The 22,303-nt window shown below is 61.3% G+C and carries 18 protein-coding genes; 9 read left to right on the forward strand and 9 right to left on the reverse strand.

The genetic code is table 11. The features are described from left to right. Positions 1–110 precede the first annotated feature (110 nt). Positions 111–1,244 carry a tRNA (uridine(54)-C5)-methyltransferase TrmA gene (gene trmA, locus I6L46_RS16285; protein WP_042656544.1) on the forward strand — a complete coding sequence of 378 codons (1,134 nt, stop codon included), beginning with the start codon at positions 111–113 and terminating at the stop codon, positions 1,242–1,244. Positions 1,245–1,311: 67 nt separating this feature from the next. Here the strand turns inward: trmA and I6L46_RS16290 are convergent, their stop codons facing one another. The 6 genes from I6L46_RS16290 to I6L46_RS16315 all read right to left on the reverse strand — a co-directional run bounded on the left by I6L46_RS16290 (position 1,312) and on the right by I6L46_RS16315 (position 11,217). Continuing rightward, the gene (locus I6L46_RS16290; RefSeq protein ID WP_216976339.1) at positions 1,312–3,045 is read right to left on the reverse strand and encodes a methyl-accepting chemotaxis protein; all 1,734 of its coding nucleotides are present in this window, start codon (positions 3,043–3,045) and stop codon (positions 1,312–1,314) included. A gap of 51 nt (positions 3,046–3,096) precedes the next feature. Continuing rightward, entirely contained in the window at positions 3,097–4,107 is a 1,011-nt protein-coding gene (gene mglC / locus I6L46_RS16295; RefSeq protein ID WP_005342585.1) for a galactose/methyl galactoside ABC transporter permease MglC, read from the reverse strand. A 16-nt stretch (positions 4,108–4,123) separates the two neighbouring features. After that, positions 4,124–5,644: a galactose/methyl galactoside ABC transporter ATP-binding protein MglA gene (mglA, locus tag I6L46_RS16300; protein WP_041234376.1), complete on the reverse strand. Its 1,521-nt coding sequence runs from the start codon at positions 5,642–5,644 to the stop codon at positions 4,124–4,126. Between the two features lie 53 nt (positions 5,645–5,697). Then, positions 5,698–6,684, reverse strand: coding sequence for a galactose/glucose ABC transporter substrate-binding protein MglB (mglB, locus tag I6L46_RS16305; protein ID WP_216976341.1), 987 nt, complete (start codon positions 6,682–6,684; stop codon positions 5,698–5,700). Between the two features lie 276 nt (positions 6,685–6,960). Then, a complete protein-coding gene (locus I6L46_RS16310) occupies positions 6,961–10,020 on the reverse strand; it encodes a beta-galactosidase (RefSeq protein WP_216976343.1) in 3,060 nt (1,019 codons plus the stop codon). 189 nt (positions 10,021–10,209) lie between these two features. Further along, positions 10,210–11,217 (reverse strand): substrate-binding domain-containing protein, encoded by a 1,008-nt coding sequence (locus tag I6L46_RS16315; protein WP_042081762.1) that lies wholly within the window; start codon positions 11,215–11,217, stop codon positions 10,210–10,212. 202 nt (positions 11,218–11,419) lie between these two features. Here I6L46_RS16315 and galE point away from each other — a divergent pair, with 202 nt between their 5' ends. The 5 genes from galE to bacA all read left to right on the forward strand — a co-directional run bounded on the left by galE (position 11,420) and on the right by bacA (position 16,614). Then, positions 11,420–12,433, forward strand: a complete 1,014-nt coding sequence (gene galE, locus I6L46_RS16320) for a UDP-glucose 4-epimerase GalE (RefSeq protein ID WP_216976345.1) — start codon at positions 11,420–11,422, stop codon at positions 12,431–12,433. Positions 12,434–12,493: 60 nt separating this feature from the next. Next, a complete protein-coding gene (locus I6L46_RS16325) occupies positions 12,494–13,552 on the forward strand; it encodes a UDP-glucose--hexose-1-phosphate uridylyltransferase (protein ID WP_216976347.1) in 1,059 nt (352 codons plus the stop codon). Next, positions 13,549–14,697 carry a galactokinase gene (gene galK, locus I6L46_RS16330; RefSeq protein ID WP_216976349.1) on the forward strand — a complete coding sequence of 383 codons (1,149 nt, stop codon included), beginning with the start codon at positions 13,549–13,551 and terminating at the stop codon, positions 14,695–14,697. The genes I6L46_RS16325 and galK overlap by 4 nt, the downstream gene beginning before the upstream one ends. Next, a complete protein-coding gene (gene galM / locus I6L46_RS16335; protein WP_216976350.1) occupies positions 14,694–15,683 on the forward strand; it encodes a galactose-1-epimerase in 990 nt (329 codons plus the stop codon). The genes galK and galM overlap by 4 nt, the downstream gene beginning before the upstream one ends. Before the next feature lie 115 nt (positions 15,684–15,798). Beyond that, positions 15,799–16,614, forward strand: coding sequence for an undecaprenyl-diphosphate phosphatase (gene bacA / locus I6L46_RS16340; RefSeq protein ID WP_005355537.1), 816 nt, complete (start codon positions 15,799–15,801; stop codon positions 16,612–16,614). A 66-nt stretch (positions 16,615–16,680) separates the two neighbouring features. Here bacA and I6L46_RS16345 read toward each other — a convergent pair whose 3' ends face one another. The 3 genes from I6L46_RS16345 to I6L46_RS16355 form a co-directional block, all read right to left on the reverse strand. Next, positions 16,681–17,376: a ChrR family anti-sigma-E factor gene (locus I6L46_RS16345; protein WP_216976352.1), complete on the reverse strand. Its 696-nt coding sequence runs from the start codon at positions 17,374–17,376 to the stop codon at positions 16,681–16,683. Then, positions 17,369–17,938, reverse strand: coding sequence for a sigma-70 family RNA polymerase sigma factor (locus I6L46_RS16350; protein ID WP_005355542.1), 570 nt, complete (start codon positions 17,936–17,938; stop codon positions 17,369–17,371). Before I6L46_RS16350 ends, I6L46_RS16345 begins: the two co-directional genes overlap by 8 nt. A 141-nt stretch (positions 17,939–18,079) precedes the next feature. Next, a complete protein-coding gene (locus I6L46_RS16355; RefSeq protein ID WP_216976355.1) occupies positions 18,080–18,646 on the reverse strand; it encodes an LON peptidase substrate-binding domain-containing protein in 567 nt (188 codons plus the stop codon). A gap of 310 nt (positions 18,647–18,956) precedes the next feature. Between I6L46_RS16355 and argS the strand changes: the two genes are divergently transcribed. From argS to hslV, 3 genes are all read left to right on the forward strand, one after another. Further along, entirely contained in the window at positions 18,957–20,702 is a 1,746-nt protein-coding gene (gene argS, locus I6L46_RS16360) for an arginine--tRNA ligase (protein ID WP_216976357.1), read from the forward strand. A gap of 3 nt (positions 20,703–20,705) precedes the next feature. Continuing rightward, positions 20,706–21,551: an SPOR domain-containing protein gene (locus tag I6L46_RS16365; RefSeq protein ID WP_115544233.1), complete on the forward strand. Its 846-nt coding sequence runs from the start codon at positions 20,706–20,708 to the stop codon at positions 21,549–21,551. Positions 21,552–21,738: 187 nt separating this feature from the next. Further along, positions 21,739–22,272 (forward strand): ATP-dependent protease subunit HslV, encoded by a 534-nt coding sequence (hslV, locus tag I6L46_RS16370; protein WP_005342555.1) that lies wholly within the window; start codon positions 21,739–21,741, stop codon positions 22,270–22,272. Positions 22,273–22,303: the final 31 nt, after the last annotated feature.

Here is a 22,303-nt window from a genome sequence, read left to right on the forward strand (position 1 = left end):
ACAAAATGCTGGACAATCTGCGGCTGGCTTTTAAAATCGGGCCCCTTTGGGTGGCCTGTTGCCTTCCCCCGATTTCGACCCGGCCCGGCCGGTGTGCATGTGAGGTATTTATGACCCAATCCCAACAGCCTTCCGCGAACGCTCCGGCGCCTAGAACCGCGGCCGACTATCAGGCCCAACTCGACGAAAAGCGCGCTCGCCTCACCGAGCTGTTTGCCGGCTTCACCCTCCCGGCGCTGGAAGTGCACAGCTCACCGGCGGAGTACTACCGGATGCGCGCCGAATTTCGCATCTGGCACGAAGGGGATGACCTCTTCCACTGCATGTATGCCCCGGCGACCAAAGAGATCATCAAGATAGACCACTTCCCTACCGCCAGCCGCCTCATCAACCAGTTGATGCCGCTGCTGCTGGAGGGGCTGCGCCCACACCCGGTGCTGCGCCGCAAGCTGTTCCAGATCGACTACCTCTCCACCCAGTCCGGCCAGATCATTGTCAGCCTGCTCTATCACCGCAAGCTGGAGGCCGAATGGCAACAGGCCGCCGAAGCGCTGCAGGCCGATCTGCGCGCCAAGGGGTTCGAGCTGCAACTGATTGGCCGCGCCCACAAGCAGAAGATCTGTCTGGGGGATGACTTCGTCATCGAACAGCTCAACGTGGCGGGTCGCCAGCTCATCTACAAGCAGGTGGAGAACAGCTTCACCCAGCCCAACGCCGCCATCAACGAGCAGATGCTGGCCTGGGCGCTGGATGTGACCAAGGGGAGCGAAGGGGACCTGCTGGAGCTCTATTGCGGCAACGGCAACTTCTCCATCGCGCTGGCGCAGAACTTCCGCAAGGTGCTGGCCACCGAAATCGCCAAGCCGAGCGTCGACTCCGCCCAGTTCAACATCGCAGCCAACGGCGTCGACAACCTGATCATCCTGCGCATGTCGGCCGAGGAGTTCACCATGGCGATGCGTGGTGAACGGGAGTTCAACCGCCTCAAGGGGATCGATCTCAAGAGCTACCAGTGCAACACCATCTTCGTCGACCCGCCCCGCGCCGGTCTCGACGATGCCACCGTCAAGCTGGTGCAGGAGTACGACAACATCCTCTACATCTCCTGCAACCCCGAGACACTGCAGGCCAACATGGCCGTGCTGGGCGAAACCCACGAAATCGCCCGTTTCGCCCTGTTCGACCAGTTCCCCTGGACCCATCACATGGAAGCCGGGGTCTATCTGCGCCGCAAGGCCGGTTGATTCAGGCAGACAGGAAAACAACAACAGGGCCGGATGGCCCTGTTTTGTTATTGGCTGAACATCGGCCTCACTCCAGCCGGAAGTGACCCACGATCTCCCGCAGCCGGTCGTAGGTCTGCTGCATCGCCACGGAGCTGGCGACCGTTGCCTCCCCGTTGTGGGTCAGCTGGCGGATCACTTCAGCGATGGCGCTCATGTTGCGATTGATCTCTTCGGCCACCGCGCTCTGCTGCTCCGCCGCCGTGGCGATATGGCTGATGAGATCGTTGATCTCCACCACTTCTCCGGCCATCAGATCCAGCGACTCGTTGACCCTGGTGGTGTTCTCGGCAGCCCCCTGACAGCTCTGCTTGGTGTTGCCCATGGCATCCACCACAGTTCGGGTGCCCCGCTGCAGACTGGCCAGCATGGTCTGGATCTCGGCTGTGCTCTGCTGGGTACGGGCTGCGAGGGAACGCACCTCGTCTGCCACCACCGCAAAACCGCGCCCCTGTTCACCGGCGCGGGCCGCCTCGATGGCGGCATTGAGCGCCAGCAGGTTGGTCTGTTCGGCAATGCTGCCGATCACCCCGAGCACGGAGCCAATCTGCTGCACATCCTGCTGCATCGCTTCGATGGAGCGGGCAGTGGCTTCCACTTCGTCTACCAGCGCCATCACGCTGGCCATCGCCTGATCCACCACCTGACGGGACTGGCTCGCCAGCTGCTGGCTCTGGCCGGTGAGCTGGGCGGTGCTGGCCGCACTCTCGGAGACGGAGACCGCGGTGCGGCTCATCTCGTTGATGGCGGTCACCACCTGCTCGGTCTCACGCACGTGGTCCGCCAACAGGGACTGGGCGGCGCCGGTCTGGCTGGCCAACCCCTCGATACCGCTGTTGAGCTGGCCGCTCGCCTGTCGCACCTCCCCCATCATCTCCTGCAACCGCTCGATAAAGCGGTTGATGCCGGCCGAGATTTGGCCAAGGTCATCCTTGCTGGTCACCGCCAGCCGGCGGGTGAGATCGCCGCTGCCGCGGGAGAGCTCCAGCACCAGATCCCGCAGCGAGAGGATGGGGCGATAGGCCACATTGAGCGCCAGCATCGCCAGCACCATCACCACGATCGCCACACCGAACAGCGCCATGATGATCTGGCCGTTGAGGGCCCGGGTCATGGCACGGATGTAATCGAGGTCGATGTAGCCGGTCAGGGTCCAGCTGCTGCCGCGAATATCCAGCTGGTTGGGGCGCGCTTCACTCTCCCCTTGCGGCTTGCTGTCATAGAGGCTGTTGCCCTGACTGTCGGCCAACGAGAAGTAGCGGCCATCGCCACTCATCTTCTCCAGCAGGCTTTTGAACTCGCTCATGTCGAGGTAGTAGAGATAGGCGGAATCGGCACCGCGCGGCACCAGAATAGTGATGACCGGCTTGCCATCCACCTGTTGCAGCGGGCTGACGGTGATCTGGTGGTTGGCGGCGGGGATCAGCTTGCGCAGGGCATCGACCTTGGCGTTGTCGTTGATGACCCCGCTCACGTCGAAGGCCATGTCGCCGATCACCTTGACGATGTTGTGAAAGCCGGTCTCTTGCAGGGTCTTCTTGACGTTGGTCACCCCGAAGTTGAGGTTGGCGGCCAACAGGATCTTCTGATTGATGTCGCTGGCCAGCTTCTCTTTGACCAGAGTGATCTGCTCGGTGATGTTGTGGGTGGCCTGAGTACGAATGTAACCACTGATGAAGTGATTCACGCTGAGCCCGGCGGTGCCGATGGTGACCAGAATGGCCAATAGCAGCAAGAGGTAAATCTTGACCTTGAATGGCATGGGTTCCCTCCAGAAGAGAGGGCTGGCAACGCCAACCCTCCCTGCCAATCGTTATTTCTTCTTGGCGTACTTCATGGAGTCCAGGGCCACCGCCAGAATGATGATGCCGCCCTTGATGATGAACTGCCAGTAAGGGCTGACGCCGATATAGGTCAAGCCATAGTTGATCAGGGTGAAGATAAGTACGCCGGTAATCACACCCGCGACCGTTCCCACCCCGCCGGCAAACGACACCCCGCCCACCACGCACGCCGCGATGGCATCCAGCTCGTACATGAAGCCGAGGTTGTTGGTGGCGCTACCGATCCGGCCCGCTTCCAGCATGCCGCCGAAGGCGTAGAAGACCCCTGCCAGCGCATAGATCATCACCAGATTGACCGCCACGTTGACGCCGGAGACCTTGGCTGCCTCGGGGTTGCCACCGATGGCGAAGATGTTTTTGCCAAAGCGGGTCTTGTTCCACAGCACCCAGACAAAGACGCTGGCGATGGCCGCGTAGAAGGTAAGATAGGAGAGCTTGAATCCTCCTATCCGGATAAACCCTTGGGCGAAGCTGGAGAAGCGAGGGTCAAACCCGGCCACCGGCGAGGCCCCGACCGAGTCAAAGTAGAGGGAGTTGATACCGTAGACGATGATCATGGTGCCCAGGGTGGTAATGAACGGGGTAACGTTCAGGTAGGCCACGATCAGACCGTTGACCAGACCAATCAGGGCACCCACCACACACACCAGCAGGATCACCGCAGGAATGGGCACCTCTCCCAGCGTCGGGAACACCTTGTTGACGTTGGTCAGCGCCTGCAACATGGTTGCCGCTATGAGTGCCGCCAGACCAACCTGACGACCGGCCGAGAGATCCGTCCCCTGGGTGATGATGATGCCCGCCACCCCCAGCGCTATGATGACCCGCACCGAGGACTGGGTCAGGATGTTGCTGAAGTTGGTGAGGCTCAGGAAGGAGGGCTCCTGGATCACGATGACCATGAGCAGCACCAGCAGCACCAGATAGATGGCGTTTTCCTTGAGCGCCTGCATCAGATTGAAATTTTTAGCCGACTCCATAAATGTCTTCCTGTCTCTAGAGGTACAGAGATGCCAGGCGCAGTATCTCGCTCTGGTCAGTTTCTTTGGTATTGACGATCCCGGCGACCCGGCCATTGCTCATCACCATGATGCGGTCGGTGATCCCCAGCAATTCCGGCATCTCTGACGAGATGATGATGATCCCCTTGTCCTTCTTCGCCAGCTCCAGGATGAGCTGGTAGATCTCGAACTTGGCCCCGACGTCGATGCCGCGGGTGGGCTCGTCGAGCATCAGGATCTCCGGCTGGGTCAGCAGCCAGCGACCGATGATCACCTTCTGCTGGTTGCCCCCGGAGAGGGAACCGATCTGGGTCTGCTGGGTCGGCGTCTTGACCCGCATGGAGTCGATCACCCACTGGGTATCGCTCTTCATCTTGTTGTCGCTGAGCAGCCCCATGGAGCCCTTGTAGCTGTCCATGTTGGCGATCAGGGAGTTGAAGGCGATATCGAGCCGGGAGTAGATACCGGTGGAGCGGCGCTCTTCCGTCACCAGCGCAAAGCCGTTGCGGATCGCTTCGTGGGCGTTGTGGTTGGCCACCTCTTTGCCGTGCAGCTTGATGCTGCCCTGGCTGCGATCGCGAATACCGAACAGGGTCTCGACGATATCGGTGCGCTTGGCCCCCACCAGTCCGGCGATGCCGAGGATCTCCCCCTTGTGCAGGTTGAAGGTCACATCCTGAATGGAGGGCTGGTTCTTCGCCGTCAGGTGTTCGATCTCGAGGATCACCTCTTTCGGCTGGTTGGTTTTTTCCGGGAAACGCTGGGTCAGTTCACGGCCGACCATCATCCCGATGATCTGATCCATGGTCATGCCCTTGAGCGGCTGGGTTGCCACCCACTGGCCATCCCGCAATATGGTGATCTCGTCACAGAGCTGGAAGATCTCCTCCATCTTGTGAGAGATGTAGACGATGCCGCACCCCTTCTCCTTCAACTTGTTGATGATCTTGAAGAGGTGGTTCACCTCTTTCTCGGTCAGGGAGGAGGTGGGTTCGTCCATGATGACGATCTTGGCGTCGTAGGAGAACGCCTTGGCGATCTCGATCATCTGCATCTGGGAGACCGACAGGGTCGCGACCTTCACCTTGGGGTCGATGTCGATATCCAGCTCATCGAAGATGCGCTTGGTGTCGTCATACATCTTGCCGTGGTCGATAAACCACCCCTTGGTGGGGTAGCGGCCGAGCCACATGTTGTCCATCACGGTACGCTGCAGCACCAGGTTGAGCTCCTGATGCACCATGGAGACGCCATTTTCCAGCGCCTCTTTGGAGGAGGTGAAGTTGATCTCCTGCCCCTTGAAGAAGATCTTGCCCTGATCCTTCTCGTAAATGCCGAACAGGCACTTGAGCAGTGTGGATTTTCCCGCTCCGTTCTCGCCCATCAACGCATGCACAGAATGAGGACGGACCCGTAAATTGACATTATCGAGTGCCTTGACGCCGGGAAAGCTCTTACTGACGTCAATCATCTCCAACAGCCATTCTGATTGTTGCTGTGTTGTCATATCAGCCATCACATCTGGTTGAAAAAAGGGCAAGGGGATCTCCCTTGCCCTGGAGGAGGGAATTACTCGAATTGGGACAGGTTGTCTTTATCCACACCGACGTAGGCAACACGCACTACCTTGTCGACGATATTCCACTTGGTGCCTTCACCGGCCGGTTTGCCTTCAGCCAGGTTCTTGGTCAGCTCGAAGGTGGCCTTGGCCTGGTTGGCCGCATCGTTCAGCACGGTACCCGCCATGACACCGCTCTTGACCATGGCCAGCGCTTCCGGCAGCGCATCGACGCCGAATACCGGAATGGCAGTCTTGCCCTGGGCTTTCAGTGACTCGACTGCACCCATTGCCATGCCGTCGTTGTTGGCGATGACCACTTCGATCTTGTTGGCGTTGGGGCCGGAGATCCAGGCATCCATCTTGTCTTTCGCCATAGCGGTATCCCACATACCGGTATCCATGTGCAGTTGCTCGGTCTTGACGCTGCCATCGTTCAGGGTCTTGACCACGTAGGAGGTGCGCGCTTCGGCATCCGGGTGGCCCGGCTCCCCTTTCAGCAGCACGAACTGGATCACGCCATCCTTGTTCAGGTCCCACTCCGGATGGGCTTTCCAGTGTTTGGCAATCAGCTGACCCTGGATGATCCCTGACTCCTTGGAGTCGGTGCCCACGTAGTAGGCCTTGTCGTAGCTGGCCAGATCGGTAGCGCTCGGCTCCTTGTTGTAGAAGACCACCGGGATATCTTCGCCACGGGCTTTCTCAATCACCACCGGTGCCGCAGCCGGGTCAACCAGGTTGATGGCCAGCGCCTTCACCCCTTTGGCCAGCAGCACGTCGATCTGGTCGTTCTGCTTGGACTGGTCGTTCTGGGAGTCGTTCATCAGCAGTTCCACCCCCGGAGTGGCTGCCGCCTCCTTCTCGATGGCCTTGCGCACGACCGCCATGAAGTTGTCGTCGTACTTGTAGACGGTTACCCCGATACGGGTGTCAGCCTGGGCATTGGCTCCAGCCATCATGCCCATCAGCAGGGCGGCAACTGTGGTCAGTTTTTTCATTATGTGTGCTCCGATGTGTCTATCTGTGTTGTAGGGTGGCGAGCAATTGAGCAAGCGCCAATCAATGTAATCAGTTTGTTGTCATTTCTTCTGTGATCATGACGACAAAATGAAAACGTTTACACTCTGTTACATTGAAACTTTATATTTATTTTTCAAATACATATAAATAAAAATCAGATTTGAGACTCAATCTTTCCCACTGCATTGAGGCTAGTCGTTACTGGTCTGTTGTCAAAATGGCGCACTGGCTCGACAGTCGCCTCCATAGCTGGCTTAACGGAGAGTGCAGCCCCAACGGTAACGGCGCTCAAGCAGTTGATACTCGGGACGCACGCTCTGGCTCCAGGAGTCATCCCCGCCCACCCCCATATGGGCGCCATCGAGGCAAACCCACAGCCCCTCTTCGGCCACCAGATCGCTCTGGTGACGGGCGGCGGCCAGCTGCTGCTGACTGAAGCGGCTGGCACTGAAATGGAAGCTGCCGTTCACCGTCGTGCTGCCCAGCTGCAACTGGCGGGTATCACAGCGCAAGCCGTTGTCACTCGGGAAAATGTAAGGGGTATGCATCGCCTCCAGCGGCAGACTCCAGCGCCCCAGATCGGCGCCCAGCAGGCGATCCGGATAGTTCTCGTGCGGGCCGCGTCCCAACCATTCGGCTCGCGCCGGTACCTCGGCCAGATGAAGCAGCAGACCGATCCGCGGCAGCGACGGCAGCACCTGTGCCAGCTCGGTTTCTATCTCCAGGCTCATGGCGCCATCGTCGGTAAAGTGGTGATGCCAGTGACTCACCAGCAGCAGCTCATCGTGGTGGAAGTAACCATGGCTGACCCGGATATCCCCTCCGACGACCGCGATCCCCAGACAGCGGTGCTGCCACTGACCGAGGCCACAGCCCTGCCAGCGAGCAATCCAGGAGTTGGGGTCGGCGTGATCCGCTTCGCTGGTGCCAATGTCGTTGTCGAGCGGTGCGCGATAGAAGTGATCCATGATCGGCGCCAGCAACTGCTCCTGCCCCGATTTTTGCCAACTGGTGATGCGACCGCTCTGCTTGTCGAGCCACCACTGGCTGTTTGAGGCAGTGATCCGCCAGCCATCCGGCTGCTCGCTCAGGGTAGCGGCAGCGACCGGCGCTGGCAGGGCAAGGGGGCTCGGCAGGGTGAACTGCTGACGGGCGACCTTGTGACCCGCCTGCGACCAAGGGGTGGCCTGCGGCTGAACGATGGCCAGATCGAGCCAGGCCAGTGAGCCTGCCGCAAAGGGAGGCAGCCTCTCGCTCAGGGTCAACTCGACCACTCCCTGTGGCGCCAGCTCAAGGGAAACCTCCCCCTGCTGCTGCACATGGCCGTTCTCGCACAGCTGCCAGCAAAGCCGCTCGTTGTCGGTTTCCCGGAACAGGTATTCGCTCTCGATCCGCACCCGCAGCGGGGTGTGCTCGAGCAGGGTGAAGCGGAACGGCTGCTGGGCACGCTTTGCCTCGAACAGGGCAGGATGGGGGGTGCGATCCGGGAACAGCAGACCGTTGCAGCAGAACTGGCGATCGTTTTGCACATCACCGAAGTCGCCGCCGTAGCCCCAGTAGTGGCGACCATCGGCGGTGTATTTGTCGAGCCCCTGATCGACCCAATCCCAGACAAACCCGCCTTGCAGGCGTGGATGATCGCGAAACGCCTGCCAGTAGTGGGCGTAGCCCCCCAGGCTGTTGCCCATGGCGTGGGCATATTCGCAGAGGATCAACGGCCGATGCTCGCCGGGCAGGCCGATCCACTTGGCCAGCGCCCACTTGGGCACCGCAGGAAAGGGTTGATCCTGATGGGTTCTGGCATACATGGGGCAGATGATGTCGGTAGCCGGGGTATCGGCCCCTCCCCCCTCGTACTGCACCGGACGGCTCGGGTCGCTGCGCTTGATCCAGCCATACATGGCATCATGGGCCGGGCCGTAACCCGACTCGTTGCCGAGCGACCAGATGATGATGGAGGGGTGGTTGAAATCCCGTGCCACCATGCGGGTCGCCCGCTCCAGAAAGGCATTGCTCCAGGCGGGATCCCGCGCCAGCCGCCCCATGGGGGTCATGCCGTGGGTCTCCAGATTCGCCTCGTCCACCACATAGAGACCGAGTCGATCGCAGAGGCGATAGAAGTCGGGGTGGTTGGGATAGTGGGAACAGCGCACCGCATTGAAGTTGTGCCGCTTCATCAGCAGCAGATCCCGCTCCATGGTGGCGCGATCGATGGCATAACCCTTGGCGGGATGGTGTTCATGACGGTTGGCACCGCGAACAAGCAGCGGCTGACCGTTGACCCGCAGCAGGCCACCACGGATCTCCACCACCCTAAAGCCCACATCGCACGCTTCGCTCTCGATGGCCTGACCCTGCTCGTCCAGCAGGGTCAGGGTCAGGCGATAGAGATGGGGCGTCTCGGCGCTCCACTTGCGCGGCGCAACCACGTCGAGCCACAGCTCGGCACGATCGTCGTAAGCCCCTTTTTCGTCAATCGCTTGCGTGCCGATCGGCTGACGCAGGGTCGCAACGCGCTCAACGCCGTCATAGAGATTGGCCTCCACTGACAGGCCAGCCCCATTGGCCACCTGCAGGGCAATCTTGAGACGGCCACCCCGATAGCAGGCATCCAGCTCAGGCGTCACCCGCATATCCATCAGATGGCGGGACGGTTTGTGCAACAGGCTGACGGAGCGGAAGATCCCCGACAGCCACCACATATCCTGATCTTCCAGATAGGAGCCGTCGGACCAGCGCAGCACCAGCACCGCCAACCGGTTGCGACCGCTCTGCAGATATGGGGTCAGATCGAATTCGGCGGGCAGCCGGCTGTCCTGGGAGTAACCTACCCAGCGGCCGTTGCAGAAGAGGTGGAAGGCACTGCTTACCCCGTCGAAGATGATCCGGCTCTGACCGCTTGCCAGCCAGCCGGCGGGCAGATCGAACTCGCGGGAGTAGCAACCGGTGGGGTTCTCTGCTGGCACCCGGGGCGGATCGCAGGGAAAGGGGTATTTGATATTGGTGTAGATGGGGCCATCGGTGAGCGGCCGCGCAGCCGGATAGGCGGCATCCAGCTGCCAGTTACCCGGCACTGTAATGGGGCAAGCATCCACCAGATCCTGCGCCAGCCAGCTCTCGGGCACCAATTCGGGAGCGGCAAAGAAGGAGAAGCGCCACTCGCCATCGAGCAAGAGACGGGAGGAAGAGGCCAGATCACCCCTGGCATCCGCTTCGCTGCGCCAGCTGAACATGGGGGCATGGGCTGCCAGCCGATTTACCGACGTAATAGCCTGAGTCTGCCAATCCTGACGCGCCACTATCTCCCTGAGCATTCACTCTCTCCCTGCTGATTGGAAAACGTATTCAGTCTAGAGAAGTATGACGCAGGGAACGGCGATCTCGCTCACACAGATGTAAACGATTACACTGATTTTGTTAAGTAAAGCGGAGTAAAAATGATTAAAAACAGGTAAAACAATAACTATGCAAGAAACGGCCCCGAACAGGGCCGTAAAAGGGGGCTATCCAGCCCGAACCGGTGCCACCGAGTGGCGATTGATCAGGGTGGGGGTATAGATCCTGCTCTGGGTCGCGTCACTCTCCCCCGCCGCCAGCTGAATGGCCAGCTTGGCCGCCTGGGCCGCCATCAACTCGATGGGATAGCGCATGGTGGAGAGCTTGGGCCTCAGGTATCTGGCATAGATGATGTCATCGAAGCCCACCACCGAAACCTCCTCCGGCACTCGCAGGCCGTTGTCCGCCAGCACCGAGATGGCGCCCGCCGCCATGGCATCGTTATAGGCCACCACGGCGGTCACCTTGAGCCCCTTGGCCAACAGGTTGAGCATGGCGCGCTCGCCCCCCTCCTCGTTCGGGGTGCCACTCTCGATAAGCTCGGGATCGGCTGCCAGACCGGCTTCCATCAGCCCATCCTGATACCCCTGCAGACGCAAGGTGGCATCCTCGATGGCGTGATCCGAGCTGATAAAGGCGATATGGCGGTGACCCAGTTCGATCAGGTGGCGAGTCGCCGTAGCCGCCCCCAGCCGGTTGTTGAGAGCGATGCAGCGTCCCCTGAGGGCCGGAATATCGCGGTTGATCAGTACCATACCGGGCACCCGCATGGCGTAATCGTAAAGTTCCTCGTCGCTCAGCGCCTTGCTGTGCACCACCAGCGCCTCGCAACGCTTGCCGATCAGCAGCTCGATCGCTTCACGCTCCTGACGCGCCTTGTGAAAACCGTTACCCATCAGCAGGTGAAGGTTCTGCTCGACGGCCACGCCGGAGACCCCCTTCACCAGTGCACCGAAGAAGGGATCGGCTACATCACCGACCACCACCCCCATGGTGTCGCAAGTCTGGCTCACCAGTGCCCGCGCGTTGGCGTTGGGGGTGTAGCCCAGTTCGGCCATGGCCTTCTGCACCACTTCGCGAGACGCGGCACTGGCCTTGGGGGAGTTGTTCATCACCCGTGAAACCGTTGCCACCGACACATTGGCCAAACGGGCGACATCCTTGATGGTGCTCATGCTGTTTTCACTTCTTTCACTGTGCAATAGAGCGCCATTATACCCAGCAAACCCATTGAAAACAGGGGTGAAACGCATATCTGCCGTCAGGATGACCATAAAAACAGTGTAATCGTTTACACTGTTTTGCAAGCAAGCTCACAGTTTGGTCGCCACACCCTCGGCTAGACTGCTTCCAGACACTTTTTCAGTGGAGAGCAAGATGAACGTTCTGGTCACCGGCGGTTGCGGATATATCGGCAGCCACACCTGTCTGGCCCTGCAAGCGGCAGACATGAATCCCGTGGTGGTCGACAACCTCGGCAACAGCAAGCGCAGCGTGCTGGCCCGAGTCGCCGCCATCAGCGGCCTGCAACCCTTGTTCTATCAAGGGGATATTCGCGATGGGGCTCTGCTGGACCGGATCTTCGCCGAGCAGCAGATCGACGCGGTGATCCACTTTGCCGCCCTCAAGGCGGTCGGTGAATCGACCCGCATTCCACTGGATTACTACGAAAACAACCTCGGCGGCACCCTCACTCTGCTACAGGCGATGAAGCGGGCTGGCGTGCACAATCTGGTGTTCAGCTCTTCGGCCACCGTCTACGGCGATCCCGCCAGCCTGCCGATCCGCGAGGATTTCCCTCGCAGCGCCACCAACCCTTACGGGCGATCCAAGCTGATCATCGAGGAGATCCTCGAAGATCTGCAGCTGGCCGAACCCCACTGGAGCATGACCCTGCTGCGCTACTTCAATCCGGTCGGCGCCCACGAATCGGGCACCATGGGTGAAGACCCGCAAGGCATTCCCAACAATCTGATGCCCTATATCACCCAGGTCGCCATCGGCCGTCGCGACTGCCTGTCGGTCTTTGGAAACGATTACCCAACTGTTGATGGCACCGGCGTGCGCGACTACATCCACGTGATGGATCTCGCCGAGGGGCACGTCAAGGCACTGCAACACTGCGCCGACAAGGGTGGCGTGCACACCTACAACCTGGGCACCGGCCAGGGCCAGAGCGTGTTGCAGCTGGTCGCCGCTTTCTCTGCTGCCTGTGGCAAGCCGCTGCCGTTTCGCATCGAACCGCGCCGCCCGGGCGACATCGCCGCCTGCTGGGCCGATCCGGCCAAGGCCGAGCGCGAGCTGGGCTGGCGGGCGACCCGCAACATCGACGCCATGTGCGCCGACAGCTGGCGCTGGCAATCCGCCAATCCGAACGGTTACGAAGAGTAGGCCTGCCTGCTCCCTGTTAATAGACGACCCTATTTTTCAATACCTTATTCAGGAGAGATGATGTTCAACCCCGTCGATCATCCCCATCGCCGCTTCAACCCGCTGACCGGCCAGTATGTGCTGGTCTCCCCCCACCGGGCCAAACGCCCCTGGCAGGGACAGGTGGAGAAGGTGAGTCAGGCCCCCAAACAGGCCCACGATCCCGACTGTTTCCTCTGCGCGGGCAACACCCGGGTCACCGGCGACATCAACCCCGACTACAAGGGCACCTTCGTTTTTACCAACGACTTCGCCGCCCTGATGCAGGATACCCCGGCCGCCAATAGCGCCAGCGATCCCCTGCTGAAGCTGGAAGCCGCCCGCGGCACCAGCCGGGTCATCTGCTTCTCGCCGGACCACGGCAAGACCCTGCCCGAGCTGCCGCTGCCCGCCATCGAGGGGGTGATCACCACCTGGATGGATCAGGTCGCCGAGCTGTCGGCCCAGTGGCAGTGGGTGCAGGTCTTTGAAAACAAAGGGGCAGTCATGGGCTGCTCCAACCCGCACCCCCACGGCCAGATCTGGGGCAGCAACTTCCTGCCCAACGAGATCGCCCGCGAAGAGCAGCACCAGCGCGACTGGCTGGCGGAGCATGGCCGCCCCATGCTGCTGGAGTATGTGGAGCGGGAGCTGGCGGATCGCTCTCGCATCGTGGTAGAGACCGAGCACTGGCTTGCAGTCGTCCCCTTCTGGGCCGCCTGGCCGTTCGAAACCCTGCTGCTGCCCAAGGCGCACGTCCCCTCCATGCTCAACCTGACCAAGGCCCAGCAACAGGATTTGGCGGTGGCGCTCAAGGAGCTCACCAGCCGCTACGACAACCTGTTCGAGTGCAGCTTCCCCTACTCCATGGGCTGGCACTTTGCGCCGCCCAAATCGGATTGCCCCGAGGCGTGGCAACTGCATGCCCACTTCTATCCGCCGCTGCTGCGTTCCGCCACCGTGCGCAAATTCATGGTTGGCTTCGAGATGCTGGCCGAAACCCAGCGCGACCTTACCCCCGAGCAGGCTGCCGAGCGGCTGCGTGCCCTGAGCCCCGTTCACTACACCCAGACCAGCCACACCAATGAGGAGGCCTTATGACCCCCAGCCAACGCGTCAGCACCGTTTTTGCCGAGCAATTTGCCAAAGCGCCCGATCTGCTGGTGCGCGCCCCCGGCCGCGTCAACCTCATCGGTGAACATACCGACTACAACGACGGCTTCGTGCTGCCCTGCGCCATCGACTACGAGACCTGCGTTGCCATCGGCCTGCGCGATGACCGGCAAGTGCAGGTGATCGCCGCCGACTACGACAACCAGCGCGACCAGTTCGACCTCGACCAGCCCATCGAGCACCACCCCAGCCAGCGTTGGAGCGACTACATCCGCGGCGTGGTGAAGTATCTGCAGGAGCGCGGTTATGCCCTGCGCGGCCTCGATCTGGTGGTCTCCGGCAACGTGCCGCAGGGGGCGGGGCTCTCCTCCTCTGCCTCGCTGGAAGTGGCCATCGGTCAGGCCTTCAAGGAGGCGCTGGGGCTCGACATCAGCCAGGCCGAGATCGCCCTCAACGGTCAGCAGGCGGAGAACAAGTTCGTCGGCTGCAACTGCGGCATCATGGATCAGATGATCTCCGCCAGCGGCAAAACAGACCACGCCCTGCTGCTCGACTGTCGCTCGCTGGAGACTCGCCTCATCCCCATGCCCAGCGATCTGGCGGTGCTGATCGTCAACTCCAATGTACGCCGCGGTCTGGTGGACAGCGAATACAACACTCGTCGCCAGCAGTGTGAAGAGGCCGCCCGTCACTACGGGGTCAAGGCGCTGCGCGATCTCGATCTGGCCGGACTGGAAGCGGGCAAGGCCGGGCTGGATGAGGCCTGCTACCGCCGTGCCCGCCACATCGTAGGGGAAAACGCCCGCACCCTGGCGGCCGCCGATGCGCTGGCCAGCCACGACCTGACCCGCCTCGGCAAGCTGATGGCCGAGTCGCACGCCGCCATGCGCGATGACTTCGAGATCACAGTGCCCGCCATCGACGGTCTGGTGGAGATCATCAAGGCCAGGATCGGCACAGATGGCGGCGTGCGGATGACAGGTGGCGGCTTCGGCGGCTGCGTGGTCGCCCTGCTGCGCCCGGAGAAGGTGGCCGAGGTGATCGCTGCCGTCGAGGCAGAGTATCCGGCCATCTCGGGCCTCAAGGCCGACTGCTACGTCTGCTCTGCCAGCGCCGGTGCAGGCAAGCTATGAGCAGCGCCATGACGCCATTCGAACTGGAAAACGAGGAGGGGCTGCGCCTGCGCGGCCTCGACTTCGGCGCAACCCTCACCTCCCTCACCCTGCCGGTAGCGGGCAAACGGCGTGAAGTGCTGCTGGGCTGTGCCGACGACGCCTATCCCACCCAGCAGGTGTGGCTGGGCGCGGTGGCAGGACGCTTTGCCAACCGCATCGGCGGTGCCGAGCTGGTGCGTGATGGACAGCGCTGGCCGCTGGATGCCAATCAGGCACCCAACTGTCTGCACGGCGGGCAGGCTGGCTTTCATCGCCAGCGCTGGCAAATCAGGGAGCTGGAGGCGGATCGGGTCAAGCTGGCGTTGCTCTCCCGGGCGGGGGATCAGGGATTTCCCGGCAATCTGCGGGTCACCCTGGAGTACCGGCTGGAGCAGAGCGATCTGGTGGTCGATTTTGTGGCCAGCACGAATGCCACAACCCCGGTCAGCCTCACCAGCCACGCCTACTTCAATCTCGATGGGCAAACTGATGGCGGCGATGTCCGTGACCACCTCATCAGCATCAATGCCGACCACTTCCTGCCGACCGACCCGAACGGTTTGCCGATCACCATCACTCCGGTGGAGGGGCCATTCGATCTGCGCCGCGAGCGCCTGATTGGCCAGGATTGGCTGAACCATCCCCAGCAACAACAGGCCAAGGGGTACGATCACGCCTTTGTGCTCAACGGCCCGACATCAGAATGGGCCGCTCGCGTGGTATCGGGTGACAGACAGCTGGCGATGGAGGTCTACACCAACCAGCCCTCGCTGCAGTTCTATACCGGCAACTGGTTGGCCAATACCCCGAACCGCAGCGGCCTGTCACACCGGGATCACGACGGCTTCTGTCTTGAGGCGCAACAGCTGCCGGACAGCCCCAATCGCCCCGAGCTGGGCAACCCCTGGCTGCTGCCGGGCGGGCGTTATCACCACCAGACCCGCTACCGCTTTATCCGCGACTGACTTAAAGGTTTCATGATTTTTACATAGCCTCAGCAGTCACAATCGAGCAAGATATGCCGCCCCGAGACCCTTTCGGGGCGTTTTTACATCAACGAAGTTAAGGATTGTTTGTTCGATGACTGACACTTATAGCCTGCTGGTCGCCTTTATTCTGGGCGTCGTCGAGGGGCTGACCGAGTTCCTCCCCGTCTCCTCCACCGGCCACATGATTATCGTCGGCCATCTGCTGGGCTTTGAAGGGCCCAAGGCTGCCACTTTCGAAGTGGTGATCCAGCTTGGCTCCATCCTCGCCGTGGTCGCCGTCTTCTGGCGCCGCCTGTTTGGCCTGATTGGCATCCACTTTGGCCAGAAGCCGTCCCGGGATCACGCGACCCTGTCGCTGGTGCATGTCATCCTCGGCATGATGCCCGCCATCGTGGTCGGTCTGGCCATCCACAGCTGGATCAAGGCCAACCTGTTTGGCCCACAGACCGTCATGTACGCGCTGGTCGCGGGGGGCATCCTGCTCATCATCGCCGAGAAGTTCCGCCCGGCCGTCACAGCTGAAACCCTGGATGACATCAGCTACAAGCAGGCGTTCGGCATCGGTCTGTTCCAGTGTCTCGCCCTGTGGCCCGGCTTCTCCCGCTCCGGCGCCACCATCAGTGGTGGCATGCTGATGGGGATCAGCCGTCACGCCGCCGCCGAGTTCTCCTTCATCATGGCAGTGCCCATGATGGTGGCGGCCAGCGGGCTTGATCTCTACAAGAGCCGCGATTTCCTCTCGATGGCCGACTTCCCGATGTTTGCTGTGGGCTTTATCACCGCCTTCGTGGTAGCGATGTTTGCGATCAAGACCTTCCTGACATTGATCCGCCGCATCGACTTTATCCCGTTCGCCATCTACCGCTTTATCGTGGCATTCGCCGTCTATCTGGTGTTTGTTGCCTGACCGGCAACCAGCAATGAAATGACAAAAGGGACCAATCTGGTCCCTTTTTCTATGGCGTCATAGTGCTTAGTAAAGGTGCTGGCTGATGCCATTCAGCAGCCGTGACAGCCCCTTGGTGAACTGCACTGGCGCATCCTGCACCGTGTAGCAGAGGCAACCGTCCGGCGTATGCGGGCTGTGGGAGTGGCTGGCATCGCGCCAGATGAAATCTCCCGCCTTGTAAAGGGTATCGCCATCCTGAATATTGCCAGCCAGCAGCAGGGTCAGCTCATAGCCCTGATGGGTGTGCTCGGGGATACGACCGCCCGCTTCGATATGGAGCAGGCTGGCGCGCGCCCCCATCTCGTCCAGCGGCAGACTCTGCTGACGAATGGCCCCGATATGGCGCCACTTGGGCGAACGATAGCGGGCCAGCACCCGTGGCAAACGGTAGGCGTGACCGGCTACCTCCAGCTCGCCGAGCTGGGCTCGGGGCTGGTCATGTGTTGGCTCGGAGAGGGGCTCTGCCAGCGGCTGCGCCAGAATATCCGCCAGCATGGCGTCGAATCCGGCGTCCAGTCCCACTTCATCGCGGGAGGCCAGCTCGGGCTCTGCTGGCGAAGCAAGATATTGCTGCGCCAGCTCCTCTTCGAATGTCTTTAGTCGGGCAGCACAATCGGGGCAGAGTTCACAGTGGGCGGAGAGCCCCACCGCCAGCGGCAGAGGGAGCTCGTCGGCGGCGAAGGCGCGCAGCATAGGGTCGGTCGGATGGGCTTTAATCATGGCCTTGCTCCACTTGCTCTTTCAGTTTCTGTAGCGCCAGCCGGAGACGGGACTTGATAGTACCGAGCGGCACGCCAAGGCGCTCCGCCAGCTCCTGCTGGGAGAACTCCTGCAGATAGATGCCACGCACCACCTGCTGTTGCGGCTCAGGCAGGGTGCCCAGATAGTGGGCCATCTGACGAGTCAGCACCGCATCCTCACCCCCGCTCAGGTGCTCCTCTTCCGCCTGAAACTCCAGCACGGGCCACAGCTCCTCGGCACAGAGATCCTCCTTGCTGGCGCGACGACGGCGCAGCATGTCGAAGCACTGGTTGCGCATCACGGTGTAGATCCAGGTGGTCGGTGCCCCCTTCTCGGGGTGGTAGAGGCGCGCCTTCTGCCACACAAGCAGCATGGTCTCCTGCACCAGCTCCATGGCGTTGGCTTCGCTGCCGAGGTGGCGCAGGCCGTAGCTGCGAATGCGCGGCGCAAAGTGTTGGAACAGGCGGGCAAAAGCAGCCTTGTCGGCCTGCTCTGCCACCCTGATCAGCAGAGATTTGAGGTCGCCATCCGGGTTATCCATCACGGGCGAGGTCCTGCGTATGGTCGAGTGTGGTTGGCCAGTATATGCCATTGCGCCATCCCTTTGGTGTGCTGTCGAACATGCTGTGGTGATGACTTGTACGGCGCTGCGGCAGTGGCGGATCAGCGGGTCAGGAAAAAATCAGTGGCTGGCCACCAGCACCCCCTTGAGCAGGGCGATGGCGGGCTGATTGTCGGCGGAGGCCAGCAGCAGTTGTTTCTGTTCAGGGGGGATCGGCAGCACCTCCAGCCAGCGCTGGGCCACCCAGTTGCCATCGTCCCAGCGGGGGGCGGGATAGAGGGCGGCGTAGTCGGGATAGTCGGCAAACACCTCCCGCAGCGCCTCGACCAGCGGCTGCTGATCGGGATGGAGCCGGCGGGGCGGCCAGGCCGTCAGCGGCGTCACCTCGCCGATACGCAGGCCATCGGGCTCCTGCCACAGATCCTCTATCTGCACCCGCTCCATCCCCTGCACTGTGATCCCCAGCATGCCGTCCGGCAGCCGGTCGAAATCGATGATGGTGACCCGGGTGGCGATGGGCAGCATGTTGCGCAGGGCGTCGGGCTGGCGCGGATCCACCATGCAGAGGGCAAAGCCCGCCTCCCCCGCTTCGGCCACCATCCGCAGGTATCTGGGCTCGAAGATCCGCAGCGGCATGATGCCGCCGGGCAGCAGGTGGGCTGATAGGGGAAACAGTGCCAGTCGCATCGCAAACTCCTCGGTTGGGAACCTCTGTTGATACGCCGGGCCAGAGGGAGGAGATCATTCCCGTCAGCGGAAAGGAAAAACCCTTAACAATCAGGGGAAAATAGCCTGGACAAGCCGCTTCGATATGCAGTAGAAATGGATAAGCACCGTAATTTCCGCCCAATATTCTGGAATATGGCGCCAAACGCAGTGAAATATCCGCCCGACAGCGAGCGGCGGGTCATCCCTATAGTTTTCTCGGGCCGATGCGGGTAAAATTCACGCCCTTATATATCAGTCATTTTTCGACGCGCAACCTTGGTGGTCAGTTATGAAAGAGCATATTCATCATCTACTTGAACAAACGGTAGCCAATCTCAAGTCAGCAGGCGTCCTGCCGGCGGACCTGGAAGCCCGCGTGCAAGTAGACCGATGCAAGGAAAAAGCTCACGGCGACCTGGCTACCAACCTGGCCATGCTGCTGGCCAAACCGGCCCGCAAGAATCCCCGTGAGCTGGCGGCTGCCATCATCGAGCATCTGCCTGCCTCCGACCTGATCGCCAAGGTCGAGATCGCCGGTCCCGGCTTCATCAACTTCTTCTTCGACCAGCGCTGGCTGGCCGGTCAGGTCGAGGCCATGGTGACCTCTGCCAACGCCAACGTACGGTTGCCCGCGCCACAAACCGTGGTGGTGGACTACTCCGCCCCCAACGTGGCCAAAGAGATGGCGGTGCACCACATCCGCTCCACCGTACTCGGTGATGTAGCTGCGCGCGCGCTGGAATTCCTCGGCCACAAAGTGATCCGTGCCAACCACATCGGTGACTGGGGCACCCAGTTCGGCATGCTGATCGCCTATCTGGAAAAGATGTCCAACGAGCACGCCAGCGACATGGCACTCAAGGATCTGGAAGCCTTCTACACCCAGGCCAAGCGTTGCTACGACGAAGACGAAGCCTTCGCCGAGCGCGCCCGTAACTACGTGGTCAAGCTGCAGGGCGGCGACGAGTACTGCCGTACCATGTGGAAGAAGCTGGTCGACATGACCATGGAACAGAACCAGATCAACTACGACCGCCTGAATGTCTCCCTGACCAACAAGGACATCATGGGCGAGTCCATGTACAACGACATGCTGCCGGAGATCGTGGCCGACCTGAAAGCCAAGGGGCTGGCGGTCGAGAGCGAAGGCGCCACCGTTGTCTTCCTGGACGAGTTCAAGAACAAGGATGGCGAGGCCATGGGCGTCATCATCCAGAAGAGCGATGGCGGTTTCCTCTACACCACCACCGATATCGCCTGTGCCAAATACCGTTACGAGACCCTGGGCGCCGACCGTGTCATGTACTTCATCGACTCCCGTCAGCACCAGCACCTGATGCAGGCCTGGACCATCACCCGCAAGGCGGGCTATGTGCCGGAATCAGTGCCGCTTGAGCACCACGCCTTCGGCATGATGCTGGGCAAGGATGGCCGTCCCTACAAGACCCGCTCCGGTGGCACCGTCAAGCTGGTTGATCTGCTGAACGAAGCGGAAGAGCGCGCCGCCGCCCTGCTGGAGAGCCGCAACAGCGACCTCTCTGCCGAAGAGAAGGCCAATGTGGTCAACGCCATCGCCATGGGCGCGGTCAAGTATGCGGATCTCTCCAAGAACCGCACCACCGACTATATCTTCGACTGGGATCTGATGCTCTCCTTTGAAGGCAACACTGCCCCTTACCTGCAGTACGCCTACACCCGTATCCAGTCCATCTTCCGCAAGGCCAACATCGATGCCGAGACGCTGACCGGCAACGTGGCCCTGAACGAAGAGGCCGAAGAGGTGCTGGCCCAGAAGCTGATCCAGTTCTCCGACGCGGTCAACGGCGTGGCCGACAAAGGCATGCCGCACCTGCTCTGTACCTACCTGTACGAGTTGTCCGGCAACTTCATGACCTTCTATGAAGCCTGCCCGATCAACAAGGATGGCGTGGACGAAGCAACCCGTCAGAGCCGTCTGCTGCTGTGCGCCGCCACCGCCAAGGTACTGAAACTGGGCCTCGGCGTACTGGGCATCCATACCCTGGAGCGCATGTAATAGATGGCAACCCGGGATTATGTCGGCAGCCGCCCGCGACGTCGGGCGGGTGGCCGCAATACCAAGAAAGCGGCCCCTCGCCGCTTTCCTGTTATTCCAGTGCTGCTGGTCGTGGCACTGCTGGCTGGCTTTGGTGGCTTCCTTTACATGATCAATGGCAAGGGCAACGACGCCCCCACCATTGAGGAGCAGGTAAAGGCCAACAAGCCAAAAGCGCAGAATAACGGGCTGCCTCAGGAGAAGTGGAGCTACATCGAACGGCTTGAGAACAAGCAGGTCGATGTTATCGAGCCACCGCCCCAGCCGGGTGTGCTGCCGCCACCACCGGCAGATACCATGACCCTGCAGCCGGAGAAGCTGCCGCAGCCGGTGCCGACCGACATTCCCCAACCGGGAACGCCCATCGGCCAGCCCAAGCCCTATCAGCCCAATCCGGCGACCACCCCTTCCACCTCGGGTGCACCGGTTGCCAGTGCGCAAGAGCAGGTGATCGACCGCAAGGCTGAACGGGAACGGATGGAGCGGGAGATCCGTGCCGAGCTGGAACGGGAGCGGGCCGAAGCGGCCAAGGCCAAAGCGGCCACTCCGCCAGCCCAGACCGCAGCCGCCGACAGCGGTCGCTACATGATGCAGTGCGCCGCCCTGCGCTCGCAGGATTCCGCAGAGTCGCTCAAGGCACGTATCGCCTTCACCGCCGGCCTCTCTTCCAGCCTGCAGGTGATCAATGGCGCCAACGGCACCGTCTACAAGGTGATGGTGGGCCCCTTCAACGGCAAGGCGGCCGCCGACGCGGCCAACAGCAAGCTGCAGAGCTCCGGCATCAGCGGCTGCATTCCCAAGAAAGGGTAATACGCTTACCGATGACGCAGGGCCGGGTGGCAACACCCGGCCCTGTTCTTTTGGTGTCACTCGCACCCACGCTCTTTACTACCCCGTTTATCCCGACCAAAGGCAGGGTTGAAAAGCCCGTTTGCCATCCCCATCTTTCTTGCCATGCACAGTCAGGCCGTCATTCGGCTCAAGCGAGGTAAGTAAAGTGACTACCATAGTTTCAGTTCGCCGCAACGGTCAGGTCGTCATCGGTGGCGATGGCCAGGTCTCTCTTGGCAACACCGTCATGAAGGGCAACGCCCGCAAGGTTCATCGTCTCTACAACGGCAAGGTGCTGGCCGGTTTCGCTGGCGGTACCGCCGACGCCTTCACCCTGCTCGAACGTTTCGAAGCAAAACTGCAGGCCCATCAGGGTAATCTGGAGCGCGCCGCCGTGGCGCTGGCCAAAGATTGGCGCACCGATCGCGCCCTGCGCCGCCTCGAAGCGCTGCTGGCCGTGGCCGACGAACACAAATCCTTCATCATCACCGGCAACGGTGACGTGGTGCAGCCGGAGCACGATCTCATCGCCATCGGCAGCGGCGGCAACTTCGCCCAGTCTGCCGCCATCGCGCTGCTGGAAAACACCGAGCTGGATGCCAGGACCATTGTCGAGAAGTCCCTCAAGATTGCGGGCGACATCTGCGTCTTCACCAACGGCAACCACACCATCGAAGTGCTGGACTACGCCGCCAAATAAGGCCGCCAGCCAAACCCAATTTCCCAAGGGG

It is taken from the genome of Aeromonas sp. FDAARGOS 1416 (genome assembly GCF_019048085.1).
GTDB classification, from domain to species: Bacteria; Pseudomonadota; Gammaproteobacteria; order Enterobacterales; family Aeromonadaceae; genus Aeromonas; species Aeromonas veronii.